Genomic DNA, 15,004 nt, shown 5'->3' on the forward strand with positions numbered 1-15,004 from the left:
TCAGCCGCCGCCGATCCCCTCGATGACGATGCCGGTGCCCTCGCAGGTCGGGCAGGGATCGCCCAGCGGCAGCCGGCCGGTGCCGCGGCAGGCGCGGCAGAGGTCTTCGCCGGTGCCCGGGGTCCCTTCCGGCGCGGCGTCGCCCGGACTGAGGTGCTGGTGTTCGTTGTTGTTCTGAATGCCCATGGCGTCTCTCTCCGGTCCCTCAACTGGCGCCGGAGAGCGGGGTTCGAGCGGGTCCGTGCGGGATCAGGCGGTGAGCGCAGGGCGGCTTGGTCCAGCGGTTGACGAAGGCCCCGGCGGCCTCGACCTCGGGAGGAGGCCACAGGCTAGGCGGATCATGACGGCGGGCTGGGCGGCGGCGATCGGCGCGCGGCCTCGTGGTCGTGGTCCTGCTCGCTGGAAATCTCGTCCAGCACCGCTTCAGGCGCCACGTCGCGGCTCAACTCGCGCAGTTCGGGATCGCGCGCGGCTTCGATCCCGAGCTTGTCGGCGATGTCGGTCACCAGGGCGATCAGGCGGGTGATCTCGTGCTCGGCCAAGAGATTGATCTGCAGGTCGAGTTCGTTGCGACGTTCCGCGTCGGCCATCATGCGGTTCTGGGAGATCAGCACGAAGGTGGACAGGAAGATCGCCTCCACCGAGGCGACCATGGCCAGGATCACGAAGGTGGGATCGAACCGCGGCAGTCCCGGCACCCAGCCGAGGTTCACGACGATCCACGCGCCGCACATGGCCAGGTGCACGTAGACGAACGCCATGCTGCCGGTGAAGTCGGTGATCGCGCGCGCGAGCCGCGTCTCGCGCGACTCCGACGCCGCCTCGCGCCGCCGGCGCTCGTGCAGAACCCCGATGTTGCGGTGCAGGATCGACGCGAGGTCGGGCGAGCGGGTCAGCTCGGGGCGTGGAGGAACGTCTTCGCTCGACATGGCCTTCCCGGCGAGAGGCCATTGGCGAACGGGCGGGCCGCGCGTGCGTTCCCGGCGGTCAGGCCAGCTTCAGCACCTGGGCCGGGGCCGCCTGCGGCTGGGCCGCCGCCGCCCGCAGTTCGACCTCGAGCGTGTAGGCGCGGTGGGCGGCGGTGTGGGCGTCGAGGATGCGCTTGCGACCGTGCGCGCCGACCCGCTGACGGACGTCCTCGGTCGACAGCAGGGCGTCCAGAACGTCGTCGGCGGTGCGGGCGGTGAAGATGTCCTCGCCCGGGGTGAACAGGTCGTCCAGCCCCTCCCAGGTGTCGGAGATGATCGGCGTGCCGCAGGCGGCCGCCTCGAACAGGCGCACGCTGGGGCTCCAGCCGGCCCGGGCCATGTCGCGGCGGGTCAGGTTCAGGGTGTAGCGGCTGGCGGCGTAGAAGGCCGGGTGGTCGGCCGGCGGCACGTGGCGGATCAGCTGCACGTTGTCGGGCCAGTCGAGGTCCGGGGGATACTGCGGGCCGGCGACCACGCAGCGCAGCGCCGGGGCGCGCCGGGCCGGCTCGACAAGCAGCGCCTCGACCAGCGGCTGGCGATCGGCGCTGTAGGTGCCGATGTAGCTCAGGTCCCAGCGGGCCGGGGCGGGGGTCGGGCGGTAGATCTCCTCGTCGGCCGAGCAGTACAGCGCCCGCGCCGCCGGCGAGCCGTAGCGCCGTTCCAGCCGTTCGAGCGTCGGGCCGCCGGTGAAGGAGAAGTAGCGCCGATAGCCGGGGATCAGGTCCGGCGTCAGGTAGTCGGCTTCGCCGCGCTCCAGCTTGGCCAGGGTGACCGGCGTGTCGATGTCGTAGAAGCAGGGGGCGCCCTTGGCGGTGCGCTGGACCCAGCGCCCGACCGCCGCGCCGTCGGGCACGTAGGAGCCGACGATCACCGCGTCGGCGTTGGCCACCCGCTCGCGCCAGGCCTCCAGCTGGCTCAGGTCCGAATAGAAGGCCAGCTCGCCCCAGTCCGGGGCCTCCAGGTCGCGATGGGCGGCGTACCAGGGCGCCTCGCGCTCCAGGAACAGCACCTCGTGCCCGCGGGCGGCGAAGGCCTTCAGCAGGGCCCGCCAGGTGGTGGCGTGGCCGTTGCCCCAGGAAGAGGACAGGCTCAGGCCGAAGACGACGATGTCGAGGGGGGCTCCGGTCACGCGTGGACGCTCCGTTCTCGTCTGGCCTCGTGGGCGTATTTCAGGAGAGCGTCGGCCTCGGCCGCGCGCTTGGCGTAGGTGTGCTCGGTCAGGATCCGCCGCCGCGCCGCCCGGCCGACCGCGCGGGCGCGCAGCGGCGTGAGCTCGCGCAGGTGCTCGATCACGTCCGCGCCGTCGCGGGCGATCAGCACCTCGCGGTCCGGCGTCAGGAAGTGCTCCAGCCCTTCCCAGGCGTCGGTGATCAGGCAGGCGCCGGCCCCCGACGCCTCGAACACCCGGGTGGCCGGCGACCAGCCGACCTCGGCCATGCTGTCGCGCGCCACGTTCAGCACGGCGAGCGCCGAGGCGTTGAAGGCGTTGTGGTCGGCGGTGCCGAGGTGGCCCAGGCGGGTGACGTTGGCCGGCACCACCTTGTCTTCCCAGCCGGCCCCGGCCAGCAGGAAGCGGCGCTCGGGCGACAGGGCGGCGGCGGCCAGGAAGAAGGCCTCCACCCGCGCCTCGCGGTCAGGCAGGCGGTTGGCCAGGAAGTTCAGGTCGGCGGCGAAGCGCGGGTCCGGCGCCACCGGGCGGTGCTCGGACGGAGTCAGGGCGTTGTAGATCGGCCGGCACAGCCGCGCGCCCAGCTCTTCATAGGCCTTCACCACCGGCGGGCCGCCGCCGTAGGTCAGCACCAGGTCGAGGTCGCCCAGCCGGCGACGCAGCGGGTGGTCGGGATCGGCCCGCATCTCGGCCAGGGTGGCCGGCGCGTCGACATCCCAGAAGATCCGCACCGCGTCCGGGCGCGCCGCGGCCAGCACCTGGTCCAGCAGCTCCTCGTCGAACACGCCCACGCCGCTGGCCTTGATGACCACGTCGGCCTCGGCCGCTTCGGCGGTGACCGCGCGCACGCCTTCACGGGTGGCGGGATAGACCACCACCTCGGCCCAGGGCGGCGGGTCGATGTCGCGATGCGCCTGTCGGTCGAAGGCGTCGGGTTCGTAGAAGGTGGCGCTCCAGCCGCGGGCGGCCAGTTCGGACAGCAGGCCGCGGTAATAGGTGGCCGCGCCGTTCCAGTACGCGGACAACAGGCTCGATCCGTAGAAGGCGAGCTTCATTCAGGCGGGCTCCTCGACGGTCGGGGTCGACGCGGTCAGGCGCTCGGTGATGGCCATGAGCTCGTCGACGCGGTGGGCGCAGGTGTGGCGGGCGCGCACGGTCTCCAGCCCGCGCGCGGCCAGGCCGGCGCGCAGGTCGGGATCGTCGCGCAGGCTGCGCAGCGCGTCGGCGGCCTCGGCCCCGTCGCGTACGCTGAGGTAGTCGTCCGGGCGGAACAGCGCCTCGCTGTCCTCCCAGGGGGCGCTGACCAGCGGTACGCCGCAGGCCAGGGCCTCGAACACGCGAATGGTCGGGATGCCGGGCAAGGACTCGGCGTAGAAGCGGCGCGGGACGTGCACCGTGGCCAGGCTGCGGGCGAACACTTCCGGCGCGCGGGCGTTGGGCAACCATCCCCGCCAGGCGACGCCGTAATTCGAGAGCGTCGCCTGCGCCTCGTCCGGATAGCGCACTCCGTAGACCTCCAGCGGCAGGCCGGCCGCCTTGGCCGGAGCGAACAGATAAGCTTCGAGCTCCGCCGTTCGTTCCCCGTCGCCCCAATTTCCGATCCAGACCAGGCCGGCTCGCTCGCCCGCGTGTTCTGGCGGGCGGAACAGGGCGGTGTCGGCCGCCTCGTGCCAGGTGAAGGTGCGGCCGTCCCAGCCCTGGCGGCGGTAGACCTCGGCCAGGCTTTCGCCGAAGGCCAGCACCCCGTCGTAGCCGGAGAGGTCGAACATGCCGATCGCCTCCGGGTTGCTGACCGCGCGGTGGTGAGTGTCGTGGAACAGCAGGGTGAAGCGCCCGCCGCGCCGCTTCACCTGGCCGACCGCGGCGACCAGGGCGGGATCGTTCCACTCGTGCACGATCACCAGATCCGCCCCGTCACAGACGTCTTCCGGATCGAACACCGGCCCGTAGATGGTCGAGGACAGCTCCGGATAGGCGGCGCGATAAGCCTCCAGTCCCGCCTCGCCGTGGTCGGCCAGCAGGTTGGCCCGGCTCCAGGCGCCCTTCGGCTCATAGGCCTCGACCTGGTGGCCGCGACGGATCAGCTCGCGCAGCACGCCGCGCAGGAAGTGGGCGTTGCCGTGGTTCCAGCAGGAGGCCAGGGAGTGGGTGAAGTAGACGATCTTCACGCTGCGGCCCTCCCGGCGCCCAGAACCTGGCGATAGACCTCCAGCACGCCCGCGCTCATCGCCTCGACCGTGTAATCGGCCGCGCGGACCTGCGCGGCGGCCCGGAGCTCGGCGGCCAGCTCCGGGTCGTCCAGCACCTCCTGCAGCGCGTCGGCGAGCGCGCGGGCGTCGCCCGGCGGCACGAACCGCGCCGCCTCGTCCCACAGCTCGCGGTGGGTGGGGATGTCGGACAGCACCAGGGCGCAGCCCGCCTGGGCCGCCTCCAGCACGCCCAGGCCGAACGGCTCGTAGAGGGCGGCCGAGGCGAACACCGGCGCGCCGGCCAGCCAGCCGGCCAGCTCGTCCGGATCCAGCCGGCCCAGGGTGCGCAGCCGCTGCAACTGCGCCTCGCCGCCGGTCGGACCCTGCAGCGGCCCTGCCGCGAACACCGGGGCGGGGGTCAGCGCCGCGGCGGCGTTCAGCACGGCCGCGCCCTTGGCGTCGTCCCACAGCCGCCCCGACGCGATGACGAAGCGGTGGTCGGCCTTGGCGGCCGGCCGGGCGCACGGCGCGCGACCGTTGCGGACCACGGTCGGCGCCGCCACGCCGTAGGCGCGGGCGGTGGCGTCGGCGAAGGCCTTGGTCGGGGCCACCAGGGCGGCGCAGGCGCGGTAGCCGGCGCCCTGGGCGGCGATGCGCCAGGCGAAGTCGACCGGCGGCGGGCCCTGGCGCACCGCGTCCCACCAGGTGGCCAGGCACGAGTGGCAGGCGCCGACCACCGGGGCGGCGAATTCGGCCTCGGCGGCGAGCGCCGGGCTGTTCAGGTGCACGAGGTCCACCGCCCGTTCGCGGGCCAGCGCCGCCAGGGCCTGCCCCGCTTCGCGCAGGTCGGCGGACGTGGTGGCGGTCCAGTCGAGCGGCAGTCCGGTGTCCAGCATGACCAAACCCGGCACGGCGCGCGCGGCGCTGGCCTGATCCTCGGTGGGCGCGGGCCCCAGCACGGCCAGCACGGTGGTCGCGCCGGCCTCGCCCAACGCGCGCGCCAGGTCGAGCGCGTAGGTCCAGACCCCGCCGACGGCGTCGGCGGTCATTAGCACGCGGTTCGGTACGGGAGTGTTCACGCCGCCTCCGCCGGATTGGAGATACTGACGCGCGGGGGTGCGCTGGGTCATCGGGCGGCGCCTCCGATCGCGAGGGGCAGGTCCGCGTCGTCCGGCTCCCGCCCTCGCAGCCACTCGGCAAGGCCGGCCAGGCCGTCGCGCCACGGGGTCGGCTCGGGCAGGCCCAGGGCCAGCCGCGCGGCGCTGGGGTCGCTGACGAACCAGCGCTGGTCGCCGGGCCGCCAGTCCAGGAATTCGACCTCGACGGAGCGGCCCAGCAGGGTCTCGATATGGTCGATCACCTGGCGCAGGCTGACGGCGTTGACCGGCCCGCCGCCCAGGTTGAAGGCGCGGCCCTTCACCCGATCGATCCGCCGCCAGGCGGAGATCCAGGCGTCGACCGCGTCGGAGACGTCCAGCACGTCGCGCACCTGGCGCCCGTCGCCGAAGATGCGGATCGGCCGGCCGGCCAGCGCCTGCTTGAGGAAATGCGCGACCCAGCCCTGTTCCTCGGCGCCCATCTGGCGGGGGCCGTAGATGCAGCTCATGCGCAGCACGCAGGCCGGCAGGTCGTAGCTGCGGGCGTAGTCCAGCACGTACTGGTCGGCCGCCCCCTTGGAGCAGCCGTAAGGGGTGTGGAAGTTCAGCGGCCGGTCCTCGCCCACGCCGCGCTCGCGCAGGCGCGGATCAAGCGGCGCGTAGCCGTCGGGTCGGGACTCCAGCACCAGGTCGGCCAGGTCGCCGTAGACCTTGTTGGTGCTGGCGAACATCACCGGCGTTCGCCCGCCGTGACGGCGCACCGCCTCCAGCAGGCCCACCGTTCCGGCCAGGTTGACGTCGAAGTCGGTCTCCGGATCCTCGAGGCTGGTGGTCACCGCCACCTGGGCGGCGAAGTGGAAGATCGCGCCCGCCTGGGCCACGGCCTGGTCGACGGCGTCGGGGTCGCGCAGGTCGCCGACCCGCACCCGCACGCGGTTCGGATGCCTGGCCTGCAGGTCGGCCAGGTTCAGCTCCACTCCCGGGCGGCCCAGGTTGTCGAACACCAGGACGTCATGGCCCTCGCGGGCCAGCCTGTCGCTCAGGTTCGATCCGATGAAGCCCGCGCCCCCGGTGACCAACACCGGCCGAGTGAGGCGATCCATGCAAGTCCTCCCGACCCGCCCGCGGCGGTACGCGGGCTGCTGATTGCACTGGCCGTCGCTCTGCGGCGGCGGTCCGGAGGGGCGAACGCGAGCATCTTCTAGAAAGTTCCTCCCGGCTTTGCTTTGTAAGGTTTCGAACTCAGCGTCTTTCTGCTTTTCTGCGAAGGTTAGTCGGCGTCTTAATCGGGGATTTCGGAACAAAACTCTGGCGAAGCTACTTTTGCGTCCATCTACAATCCTCGGCGCGGTCGCTTTCGTGACGGCGCCGCTTGAGGAGCGTGCAGTGGGCGGTCGCAAACTCCGGGTCGGGATCGTCGGCGTGGGTAACTGCGCCTCGTCCTTCGTGCAGGGACTGTCGTACTACGCGGGCGCCGATGCCGACGCGCCGCCGCCGGGCCTTATGAACGTCGAGCTGGGCGGCTATCGCATCGAGGACGTCGAGGTCGCGGTCGGCTTCGACGTCAGCGCCGCCAAGGTCGGGCGCGACGTGGCAGAGGCGGTCTTCGCCGAACCGAACAACACTCTGAAGTTCGCCACGCCTGCGCCGCTGGGCGCGCGGGTCGAACGCGGGCCGACCCTGGACGGCCTGGGCCGCTACCTGTCCGGCGAGATCGAGGAGGCCGACGCGCCACCCGTCGACGTGGCCGAGACCCTGCGCCGCAACGGCGTCGACGTGCTGGTCTCCTACCTGCCGGTCGGCTCGCAGAAGGCCACCGAATTCTACGCCGAGCAGGCGCTGGAGGCCGGCTGCGCCTTCGTCAACTGCATCCCGGTGTTCATCGCCTCCGATCCCGCCTGGGCGCGGCGCTTCACCCAGCGCGGCCTGCCGGTGGTGGGCGACGACGTAAAAAGCCAGGTGGGCGCCACCATCGTCCACCGCCTGCTGGTCAACCTGCTGCGCGAGCGCGGCGTGCGGCTGGACCGCACCTACCAGCTGAACTTCGGCGGCAACTCCGACTTCCTGAACATGCTGGAGCGCGAGCGGCTGGAATCGAAGAAGCTGTCCAAGACCCAGGCCGTCACCAGCCAGATGGACACGCCGCTGGCCGCCGGGGACATCCACGTCGGGCCCAGCGACTTCGTGCCCTGGCTGCAGGACCGCAAGTGGGCGCACGTCCGGCTGGAGGGCACCACCTTCGGCGGCGCGCCGATCAACCTGGAGCTCAAGCTGGAGGTCTGGGACAGCCCCAACTCCGCCGGCGTGGTGATCGACGCGGTGCGCTGCGCCAAGCTGGCCCTGGACCGCAAGGTCGCCGGCCCGCTGATCGGGCCGTCCAGCTGGTACATGAAGTCGCCGCCGCAGCAGTTCACCGACGTGGAGGCGCACGAGCGCACGCTCAGCTTCATCGCCGGCGTCGACCAGGCGGCGCCGCGGCTGGCCTCGTGACGGCGACCGTGCTGCTCGTGCGGCACGCCTCCCACGACCGGCTGGGCCGGGTGCTGTGCGGGCGCATGGCCGGGGTGACCCTGAGCGACCAGGGAAGGCGCGAGGCGCAGGCCCTGGGCCGCCGGCTCGCCGATCGCGACCTGGCCGCGGTCTATTCCAGCCCGCTGGAGCGCACCCGCGAGACCGCCGAAGCCCTGGCGGCGCCGCACGGCCTGACGCCGCAACTGGATCCCGACCTCAACGAAGTGGACGTCGGCGACTGGGCCGGGCGCGCCTTCGACGAGCTGGCCGGCCCCGAGTGGGACCTGTGGAACCAGGCCAGGGCAGGGGCCCGCGCCCCGGGCGGCGAGGCCATGACCGAGGTGCAGGCCCGCGTCGCCCGTGCGCTGGGGCGTCTGCGCGACCGCCATCCCAACCAGACCGTCGCGGTGGTCAGCCACGGCGACGTCATCAAGGCGGCGGTGGCCACGGCGCTGCAGCTGTCGCTGGACGGCCTGCAGCGCTTCGATATCGCCCCGGCCTCGGTCAGCACGCTCGTGGTCGGCGACTGGGGCATGAAGGTTCACGACCTGAACGGGGTCTGCGCATGAGACGGTACACCCCCGAGGAGGTGCGCGCGCGCCTGGCTGACCTGGGCGAGTGGTTCCACAACATCGAGCTGGAAGGCGTGCCGACCGCGCCCGACCACTTCCTGCACGACTATCCGAACGTGAAGTGGAAGACCTTCGCGCATGCCGTGCCGGCCGACCTGACCGGCAAGACCGTGCTCGACATCGGCTGCAACGGCGGCTTCTACGCGATCGAGATGAAGCGTCGCGGGGCAGAACGGGTGGTCGGCCTCGACACCGACGAGCGCTACCTGGCCCAGGCGCGCTTCGCCGCCGAGGTGACCGGCCAGGAGATCGAGTTCAGGAACCTGTCGGTCTACGACGTCGCGAAGCTGGAGGAGCGGTTCGACCTCGTCCTGTTCCTGGGCGTGCTCTACCACCTGCGCCATCCCTTGCTGGCGCTGGACCTGATCCACGACCACGTCGCCGGCGACCTGATGATCCTGCAGTCGATGCAGCGCGGCGCGACCGCGACGGCGCCGGTGCGGCCCGACTACGATTTCTGGGAGAAGGCGCAGTTCGACACGCCGGCCTGGCCCAAGCTGCACTTCATCGAGCAGGCCTACGCCGGCGACTGGACCAACTGGTGGGCCCCGAACGCGGCCTGCACCGAGGCCATGTTGCGCAGTTCGGGCTTCGAGGTTCTGGAGCATCCCGAAGCCGAAGTGTTCGTCTGCCGCCGCGCGGAGCGTCCGACGCCCGACGGCGCCGTTTATCCCGCCCGGGGGGAGGCGCGTGCGTGATCGAGGCCGCCAAGATCTGGAACGAGCCGAACAACAAGTCGCATTGGGACCCGGAGATCGACCCGGACTGGTCGCGCTTCGCCGCGATGGCGCGCCTGGCCGGCCAGGCGATCCGGGCCGAAAATCCGCGCGTGACCCGCGTGCTGGGCGGCCTGTCGCCGATCGATCCCGGCTATCTGCAACTGCTCGACGGCTACGGGGTGCTCGATGAGGTCGACGCGGTCGGCGTGCACGGCTTTCCGCTCGACTGGAACCTGTGGTCGATCCACGACTGGCCGCAGAAGCTGGACGAGATCCGCGCCGTCACCGACAAGCCGGTCTGGGTGACCGAGGCCGGCGTGTCCTCCTTCGGTGCGGAGGAAGTGCAGGTCTGGGGCGTGAAGCGCACCGCCGAGCTGCTGGTGGGCCGCGCGCCCCGGATCCACTGGTACAGCCTCTACGACCTGCCCAAGGCGTGGGAGGCGACCACGCGCCACAAGGAGGCGGAAGGCTCCTCCTACTACCGTCACTTCCACATGGGCCTGCTGCGCGAGGACGGCTCGCCGAAGGGCGCGCTGGAGGCCTACGCGCCGTACGCCGCCGAGATGGGCTTGTGCCAGTGGTTCCACTTCGAGGATCACCGGCTGGACGAGGCCGTGGCCTGGCTGAAGCGGCTGGGCGTGAAGCACCTGCGCACCGGCCTGTCCTGGGCCGACAGCCTGCGCCCGAACGCGCTCAGCTGGTTCGACCGGCAGATGGACGCGCTGTCCGACTTCGCCGTGACGGTCACCTTCTGCTTCACGCCGGAGGAGCGCGGCATCGCCCCGCACCACACCAGCGCCCCGCGCGCGCCGGAAGAGTTCGCCGAGTTCTGCGCCGCCATGGTCCGCCGCTACGGCTCCTCCGAAGGCGCCCTGACCGCCGCGGAGTGAGCGCGTGCTGGTCTACGGCGACCGGGCCCGGATCGAGGACCCGCGCGCCAAGCTCGACGGGATCGAAGCCGCCTGGGCCGCGGCCGCCCGCCTGCCGCCCGGCCTGATCCGCCACAGCGCGTTGGTCGGGGCGTTCGTGGAAGCCTCCGAACTGGCCCAGGGTCTGGCCGACCTGGAGTTCGAGGCGGCCGGCGAGGACGACCTCACGCCGTTGCAGGGAGCGGCCATGGCGGTGGTGATGGAGGCGGCCCGCGAGGTGGCGCGGTCGTGGAACTCCAAGATCTCCCCCCACTGGGGGGAGGAGCCGCCCGCGAGGGCGGCGATGGGGGGCTCCAGCGGAGCGCCCGATCTCAGCCTGGCAAACACCTTCGGCGCGACCGGCGGCCGTCGCGCCAAGCTGGAGCCCCCCATCGCCGCTTCGCGGCTCCTCCCCCCAGTGGGGGGAGATCTTGGAGCGCTCGCCCGCCTCCTGCCCGGCACCGTCATCCGCACCAAGCAGGCCGAAGGCCACGCCTTCTACGCCCTCTATCCGGAAGCCTACCTCGAAGCCGCCCGCACCCTGCCGTCAGCCACCCGGGTCGTCGGCCTGCGCAGCATCGGCGCCGGGCTCGCCGCCATGGCCGCGGTCGGCGCGGGCGGGAAGGCGCCGTTCTCCCTGCGCCCGGTCGGCCATCCCTTCCGCCGCGAGATCCGCGCGTCGGCCCGCCTGCGCGCCAGCGTGGCCGCCCCCGCGGCCGCCTGGGCGATCGCCGACGAGGGCCCCGGCCTGTCGGGCAGTTCGTTCGGCGCGGCGGCCGACTGGCTGGAGGCCGAGGGCGTGCCGGCCTCGCGCATCGTCTTCCTGCCCAGCCACGCGGGCGATCCGGGCCCCGAAGCCGATCCTGCCCACCTCCGCCGCTGGACCGAAGCGCGGCGGCTGACGGCCGACTTCGACGACCTGACGGGCCGCGCGCACGGCGCCGTGCCGCCGCTGGCGGAATGGTTCGCCGACCGAACGGGCGAGCCGCTCGCGCCCCTGGAGGACCTGTCGGCGGGCGCCTGGCGCGCGCGCTGGTTTGCCGACGAGGCCTCTTGGCCGCCGGCCCACGCCGGCCTGGAGCGACGCAAGTACCTGCTACGCACCGACCGGGGCGCGTACTTGCTCAAGTTCGCCGGCCTCGGCCGCGAGGACCGGGCCAAGCTCGACCGCGCGCGCGCGCTCCATCACGCCGGCTGCGGCGTGGAGCCGGTGGATCTGCGCCACGGCTTCCTGGCCGAGCGCTGGCGCGACGACGCGCGGCCCCTCCGCGAGGGCGAGACCGTGCCGGTCGAAAGCCTGGCCGCCTATCTGAGCTTCCGCGCGAACGCGTTTCCCGCCGACGCGCCCGGCGCTTCGCTGATCGAACTCGCGCGCATGGCCCGCGTGAACGCCGAGGAGGCGCTCGGCTCCCGTGCGGTCGCGCGGCTGGCCTGGACCGACGCCGAGCTGGCCGAACTGCAGCATGCCGCCCGGCCCATCCTGATCGACGGCCGCCTGCACCGCTGGGAGTGGCTGCTCGCCCCCGAAGGCCGCTTGCTCAAGACCGACGCCCTCGACCACGCCGGCGGTCACGATCTGGTCGGCGCCCAGGACCTGGCTTGGGACCTGGCCGGCGCGGCGGTCGAGTTCGACCTGTCGGAGGACGACGTCGGCCGGCTGCTCGCGCTCTGCGGCTACGACACGGGGGAGGGGCGGGCGCTCTACGCGATGCTCACGCCCTGCTACCTGGCCTTCCAACTGGGCCTGTGGACCCTCGCGGCCGACGCCGACGACGGCCGTCCCGCCGCACTCGCCGGCCGCTATGCGGCCACGCTGGAGCGCCGTATCGCACCCTGATCCGGAATCGTATGCAGGCCGGAACGGAGGTCTTCCCTACGTCTTTAGGTCCGGTCCCCGAGCTTTCGGGACGCTTCGGAGTGAGTGACATGCCCAACCAGCAGGATCGCAACCAACCGCGTCAGGCTCCCGGCCAGCAGCGCCAGGACGAACGTCAGGCCGGCGGCCGCCCCGGCCAGGAGCAGCAGCGCCAGCGTCCGGATCAGGAACGCCGGGACCGCTGAACCGGCTTGGACGGCGCGGCTTGAGGCCGCGTCGTCACCCGTTCGAGGGCTCGCCCAGCGCCCGGGCCAGGCCTTCCAGGATCTTCGCCCAGCCAGCGCGCGTGCGCTCGGCGTATTCGGCGAATTCGGGCGCCATCTCCTGCACCAGGGTCAGTTCGCACCCCGCCTCGCGCGGCGCGATCTCGACGATCACCCGGTCGAAGTTCTCCGAGTACTTCTCGACCCCGAAGGTGAAGACCAGCGGGCCCGCCCGGTCGATCTCCAGGTACTCGCCGGTGTGGGCGACGTCCTCCTCGCCGCGGCGGTCGACGATCAGGTAGCGCCCGCCGACCCGCGGATCGATCTCCACCCGCACCATCCGGCCCGTCTCGGTGGCGAACAGCCAGCCTCCGACCGTGGCGGGATCGAGCCAGGCGTCGAACACCCGGTCGGCCGGGGCCTCGAACCGGCGGCTGACGCGGACCTCGATCGGGGCTGCGGGCATCGGAACGCTCCCTGGTGCGGACGGGAGACTGGCGCCGAGGCGCCCGCCGGTCTACCTCCACCCCATGTCCGACGCCTACGACGAAGAGATCGCCAAGCTCGAAGCCCGCATGGCCCGCGCCGTGGAAGACGAGGACTTCGAGGCGGCCGCTCGGTTGCGAGACGAGATCGCCTGGCTGCGCCGCGACGACCGGGGCGAGGCGCCGGAAGGCTCGCGCCTGAGGCGGCAGGCCCCCGGCAAGATGGGCCTGGGCACCAGCCAGGAGACCTACGTGCAGCCCGACGGCTGGACCCCGCCGCCCAAGCCCGACCTGATGACCAGGGTCCGCAAGGGACGCCGGCGCAAGGGCTAGATCATCGGCAGGCTGCGCGGGCGCGGGCCGCGCGGGAAGGCCGCGTCGATGCGGGCGACCTCGTCGTCGTCGAGCACGAGGTCGCCGGCCCCGGCGTTCTCCTCGACGTGGGCCGGGTTGGACGCCTTCGGGATGGCGAACACCGACCGATGTCGGGTCAGGAAGGCCAGGGCGACCTGGCGCGGGGTCGCGCCGTGCGCCGCGGCGATCTCCTGCAGCAGCCGTCCGCCCGGCGTGTTGGCGCCTGGAAAGCCGCCGTGGCCGAAGGGGCTGTAGGCCACCACCGCTACGCCGTTCTCCTCGCACCAGGGCAGCACCGCGTGTTCGATGGCGCGCTCCTGAAGGTGATAGAGCACCTGATTGCAGGCGATCTCGCCCGGCCCGGCGATGGCCAGGGCCTCCTCCAGATCGTCCACGTCGAAGTTGCTGACGCCCCAGGCGCGGATCGCCCCGGCCCGCTTCAGCGCCTCGAAGGCGGCGAAGGTCTCCGCTAGCGGGTACGGGCCGCGCCAGTGCAGCAGGTAGCAGTCCAGCCGGTCGGTCCCCAGCCGGCGCAGCGACCGTTCGCAGGCGGCCCGCGCCCCCTCGTGCGAGGCGTTTTGCGGCAGCACCTTGTCGACCAGGAACACCTCGTCGCGCCGGTCGGCGATCGCCTCGCTGATCACCAGTTCGGCGTCGCCGTACATCTCGGCCGTGTCGACGTGGGTCATGCCCATATCGAGCCCACGGCGCAGCGTCCTGACCGCCACACCGCGATCGCCGGCGTCGATATACCAAGTGCCTTGGCCCACGACCGGCACGGAAACGCGGGTGGGGCCGAACGGACGATGCTGCATCCATTCAGACACTTTTGCCCGGCGCAGAGTTCCCCGCCTGTACGCCTCAGGCCCGGGCCAGGGCGTCTCTGGCCCCGGCGACGATCTCGAACGAGCGCAGCCGGGCGGCGTGGTCGAAGATCTGCGCCGTGACGATGATCTCGTCGGCGCCGGTGCGCTCGGCGAAGGCCGCAATCCCGGTCCGCACGGTCTCGGGCGACCCCACCACCGAGCATGACAGCGCGCTCGCCAGCATGGCCTTGTCTTCGGCGCCCATGCGGGCCCCGAAGCCCGGGTCCGGCGCGGGCAGAGGCCCCGGTCGCCCGGAGCGCAGGTTCACGAAGGCCTGCTGCAGCGAGCTGAACAGGGTCTGCGCCTCTTCGTCCGTGTCGGCCGCGAACACGTTCAGGCCGACCATGGCGTGGGGCCGGTCCAGCCGCGCCGAGGGGCGGAAGGTGCGGCGATAGAGCTCCAAGGCCTGCATCATCTGCTGCGGCGCGAAGTGCGAGGCGAAGGCGTAGGGCAGGCCCAGCATGGCGGCCAACTGCGCGCCGAAGGTGCTGGAGCCGAGAATCCACACCTCGACGTCCTGGCCCGCGCCGGGCACCGCCACGACCCGCTGGTCGGGGCGGGCCGGCTCGAAGTAGGAGAGCAGCTCGACCACGTCCTCGGGGAAGCTGTCGGCCCCGCCGGTCAGGGTGCGGCGGAGCGCCCGGGCGGTGGCCATGTCGGTGCCGGGCGCGCGGCCGAGCCCCAGGTCGATGCGGCCGGGGTGGAGGGCGGCCAGGGTCCCGAACTGCTCGGCGATGACCAGCGGCGCGTGGTTGGGCAGCATGATCCCGCCCGCGCCGACGCGGATGCTCGAGGTGCCGGCCGCCACGTGGCCGATCACCACCGCCGTCGCGGCGCTGGCGATGCCGGTCATGTTGTGGTGCTCGGCCAGCCAGAACCGGCGATAGCCCAGCCGCTCGGCGTGGCGGGCGAGGTCGAGGCTGTTGGCCAGGGCCTGCGAGGCGGTCGAGCCTTCGGCGATCGGGGCCAGGTCGAGGACGGAGAGGGGGACGCTCTGGGACATGGCGGGCATATAGGCGCCCTCCAGC

General features: G+C 72.5%; 17 protein-coding genes. 7 read left to right on the top strand and 10 right to left on the bottom strand.

The genetic code is table 11. The features are described 5' to 3' along the window. The 7 genes from H8B08_RS13100 to H8B08_RS13130 form a co-directional block, all read right to left on the bottom strand. Positions 1-186 carry a hypothetical protein gene (locus tag H8B08_RS13100; RefSeq protein ID WP_187450642.1) on the bottom strand — a complete coding sequence of 62 codons (186 nt, stop codon included), beginning with the start codon at positions 184-186 and terminating at the stop codon, positions 1-3. Positions 187-338: 152 nt separating this feature from the next. Next, entirely contained in the window at positions 339-929 is a 591-nt protein-coding gene (locus H8B08_RS13105) for a DUF1003 domain-containing protein (RefSeq protein ID WP_187450643.1), read from the bottom strand. 58 nt (positions 930-987) lie between these two features. Beyond that, positions 988-2,097 (bottom strand): glycosyltransferase, encoded by a 1,110-nt coding sequence (locus tag H8B08_RS13110; RefSeq protein WP_187450644.1) that lies wholly within the window; start codon positions 2,095-2,097, stop codon positions 988-990. Continuing rightward, positions 2,094-3,191: a glycosyltransferase gene (locus H8B08_RS13115; protein ID WP_187450645.1), complete on the bottom strand. Its 1,098-nt coding sequence runs from the start codon at positions 3,189-3,191 to the stop codon at positions 2,094-2,096. The genes H8B08_RS13110 and H8B08_RS13115 overlap by 4 nt, the downstream gene beginning before the upstream one ends. Then, the gene (locus H8B08_RS13120; RefSeq protein WP_187450646.1) at positions 3,192-4,304 is read right to left on the bottom strand and encodes a glycosyltransferase; all 1,113 of its coding nucleotides are present in this window, start codon (positions 4,302-4,304) and stop codon (positions 3,192-3,194) included. Then, positions 4,301-5,404, bottom strand: a complete 1,104-nt coding sequence (locus H8B08_RS13125) for a glycosyltransferase family 4 protein (RefSeq protein ID WP_370545472.1) — start codon at positions 5,402-5,404, stop codon at positions 4,301-4,303. Before H8B08_RS13125 ends, H8B08_RS13120 begins: the two co-directional genes overlap by 4 nt. Positions 5,405-5,451: 47 nt before the next feature. Next, positions 5,452-6,525, bottom strand: coding sequence for an SDR family NAD(P)-dependent oxidoreductase (locus H8B08_RS13130; RefSeq protein WP_187450647.1), 1,074 nt, complete (start codon positions 6,523-6,525; stop codon positions 5,452-5,454). Positions 6,526-6,808: 283 nt separating this feature from the next. Between H8B08_RS13130 and H8B08_RS13135 the strand changes: the two genes are divergently transcribed. The 6 genes from H8B08_RS13135 (at position 6,809) to H8B08_RS19275 (ending at position 12,253) form a co-directional block, all read left to right on the top strand. Continuing rightward, positions 6,809-7,912, top strand: coding sequence for an inositol-3-phosphate synthase (locus tag H8B08_RS13135; protein ID WP_187450648.1), 1,104 nt, complete (start codon positions 6,809-6,811; stop codon positions 7,910-7,912). Continuing rightward, a complete protein-coding gene (locus H8B08_RS13140) occupies positions 7,909-8,502 on the top strand; it encodes a histidine phosphatase family protein (RefSeq protein ID WP_187450649.1) in 594 nt (197 codons plus the stop codon). The genes H8B08_RS13135 and H8B08_RS13140 overlap by 4 nt, the downstream gene beginning before the upstream one ends. Next, complete coding sequence (locus H8B08_RS13145; RefSeq protein WP_187450650.1) at positions 8,499-9,263, top strand: TIGR04290 family methyltransferase; 765 nt, start codon at positions 8,499-8,501, stop codon at positions 9,261-9,263. The genes H8B08_RS13140 and H8B08_RS13145 overlap by 4 nt, the downstream gene beginning before the upstream one ends. Beyond that, a complete protein-coding gene (locus H8B08_RS13150) occupies positions 9,260-10,174 on the top strand; it encodes a beta-xylosidase (RefSeq protein ID WP_187450651.1) in 915 nt (304 codons plus the stop codon). Before H8B08_RS13145 ends, H8B08_RS13150 begins: the two co-directional genes overlap by 4 nt. Positions 10,175-10,178: 4 nt before the next feature. Next, positions 10,179-12,029, top strand: coding sequence for a hypothetical protein (locus H8B08_RS13155; RefSeq protein WP_187450652.1), 1,851 nt, complete (start codon positions 10,179-10,181; stop codon positions 12,027-12,029). Positions 12,030-12,118: 89 nt separating this feature from the next. Then, complete coding sequence (locus H8B08_RS19275) at positions 12,119-12,253, top strand: hypothetical protein (RefSeq protein ID WP_255500826.1); 135 nt, start codon at positions 12,119-12,121, stop codon at positions 12,251-12,253. A gap of 34 nt (positions 12,254-12,287) precedes the next feature. Here the strand turns inward: H8B08_RS19275 and H8B08_RS13160 are convergent, their stop codons facing one another. Beyond that, positions 12,288-12,737 (bottom strand): SRPBCC domain-containing protein, encoded by a 450-nt coding sequence (locus H8B08_RS13160; protein ID WP_187450653.1) that lies wholly within the window; start codon positions 12,735-12,737, stop codon positions 12,288-12,290. A gap of 64 nt (positions 12,738-12,801) precedes the next feature. Between H8B08_RS13160 and H8B08_RS13165 the strand changes: the two genes are divergently transcribed. After that, the gene (locus H8B08_RS13165) at positions 12,802-13,089 is read left to right on the top strand and encodes a UvrB/UvrC motif-containing protein (RefSeq protein ID WP_187450654.1); all 288 of its coding nucleotides are present in this window, start codon (positions 12,802-12,804) and stop codon (positions 13,087-13,089) included. On the opposite strand, the gene H8B08_RS13170 is transcribed toward H8B08_RS13165, so the two are convergent. Together H8B08_RS13170 and H8B08_RS13175 are read right to left on the bottom strand one after the other, a co-directional pair. After that, a complete protein-coding gene (locus H8B08_RS13170; RefSeq protein ID WP_187450655.1) occupies positions 13,086-13,925 on the bottom strand; it encodes an aldo/keto reductase in 840 nt (279 codons plus the stop codon). The genes H8B08_RS13165 and H8B08_RS13170 overlap by 4 nt on opposite strands. 46 nt (positions 13,926-13,971) lie before the next feature. Beyond that, positions 13,972-14,988 (bottom strand): LLM class flavin-dependent oxidoreductase, encoded by a 1,017-nt coding sequence (locus tag H8B08_RS13175; protein ID WP_370545473.1) that lies wholly within the window; start codon positions 14,986-14,988, stop codon positions 13,972-13,974. Between the last annotated feature and the right edge of the window lie 16 nt (positions 14,989-15,004).

The sequence above is a fragment of the Caulobacter sp. 17J80-11 genome, assembly GCF_014349105.1.
GTDB lineage: Bacteria > Pseudomonadota > Alphaproteobacteria > Caulobacterales > Caulobacteraceae > 17J80-11.

What these genes read in the sequence shown, in the direction of transcription:
- H8B08_RS13165 (WP_187450654.1), top strand. Translation starts at nt 12,802, where the DNA reads ATGTCCGACGCCTACGACGAAGAGATCGCCAAGCTCGAAGCCCGCATG.
- H8B08_RS13170 (WP_187450655.1), bottom strand. Translation starts at nt 13,925, where the DNA reads ATGCAGCATCGTCCGTTCGGCCCCACCCGCGTTTCCGTGCCGGTCGTG.
- H8B08_RS13130 (WP_187450647.1), bottom strand. Translation starts at nt 6,525, where the DNA reads ATGGATCGCCTCACTCGGCCGGTGTTGGTCACCGGGGGCGCGGGCTTC.
- H8B08_RS13145 (WP_187450650.1), top strand. Translation starts at nt 8,499, where the DNA reads ATGAGACGGTACACCCCCGAGGAGGTGCGCGCGCGCCTGGCTGACCTG.
- H8B08_RS19275 (WP_255500826.1), top strand. Translation starts at nt 12,119, where the DNA reads ATGCCCAACCAGCAGGATCGCAACCAACCGCGTCAGGCTCCCGGCCAG.
- H8B08_RS13100 (WP_187450642.1), bottom strand. Translation starts at nt 186, where the DNA reads ATGGGCATTCAGAACAACAACGAACACCAGCACCTCAGTCCGGGCGAC.
- H8B08_RS13175 (WP_370545473.1), bottom strand. Translation starts at nt 14,988, where the DNA reads ATGCCCGCCATGTCCCAGAGCGTCCCCCTCTCCGTCCTCGACCTGGCC.
- H8B08_RS13160 (WP_187450653.1), bottom strand. Translation starts at nt 12,737, where the DNA reads ATGCCCGCAGCCCCGATCGAGGTCCGCGTCAGCCGCCGGTTCGAGGCC.
- H8B08_RS13105 (WP_187450643.1), bottom strand. Translation starts at nt 929, where the DNA reads ATGTCGAGCGAAGACGTTCCTCCACGCCCCGAGCTGACCCGCTCGCCC.
- H8B08_RS13115 (WP_187450645.1), bottom strand. Translation starts at nt 3,191, where the DNA reads ATGAAGCTCGCCTTCTACGGATCGAGCCTGTTGTCCGCGTACTGGAAC.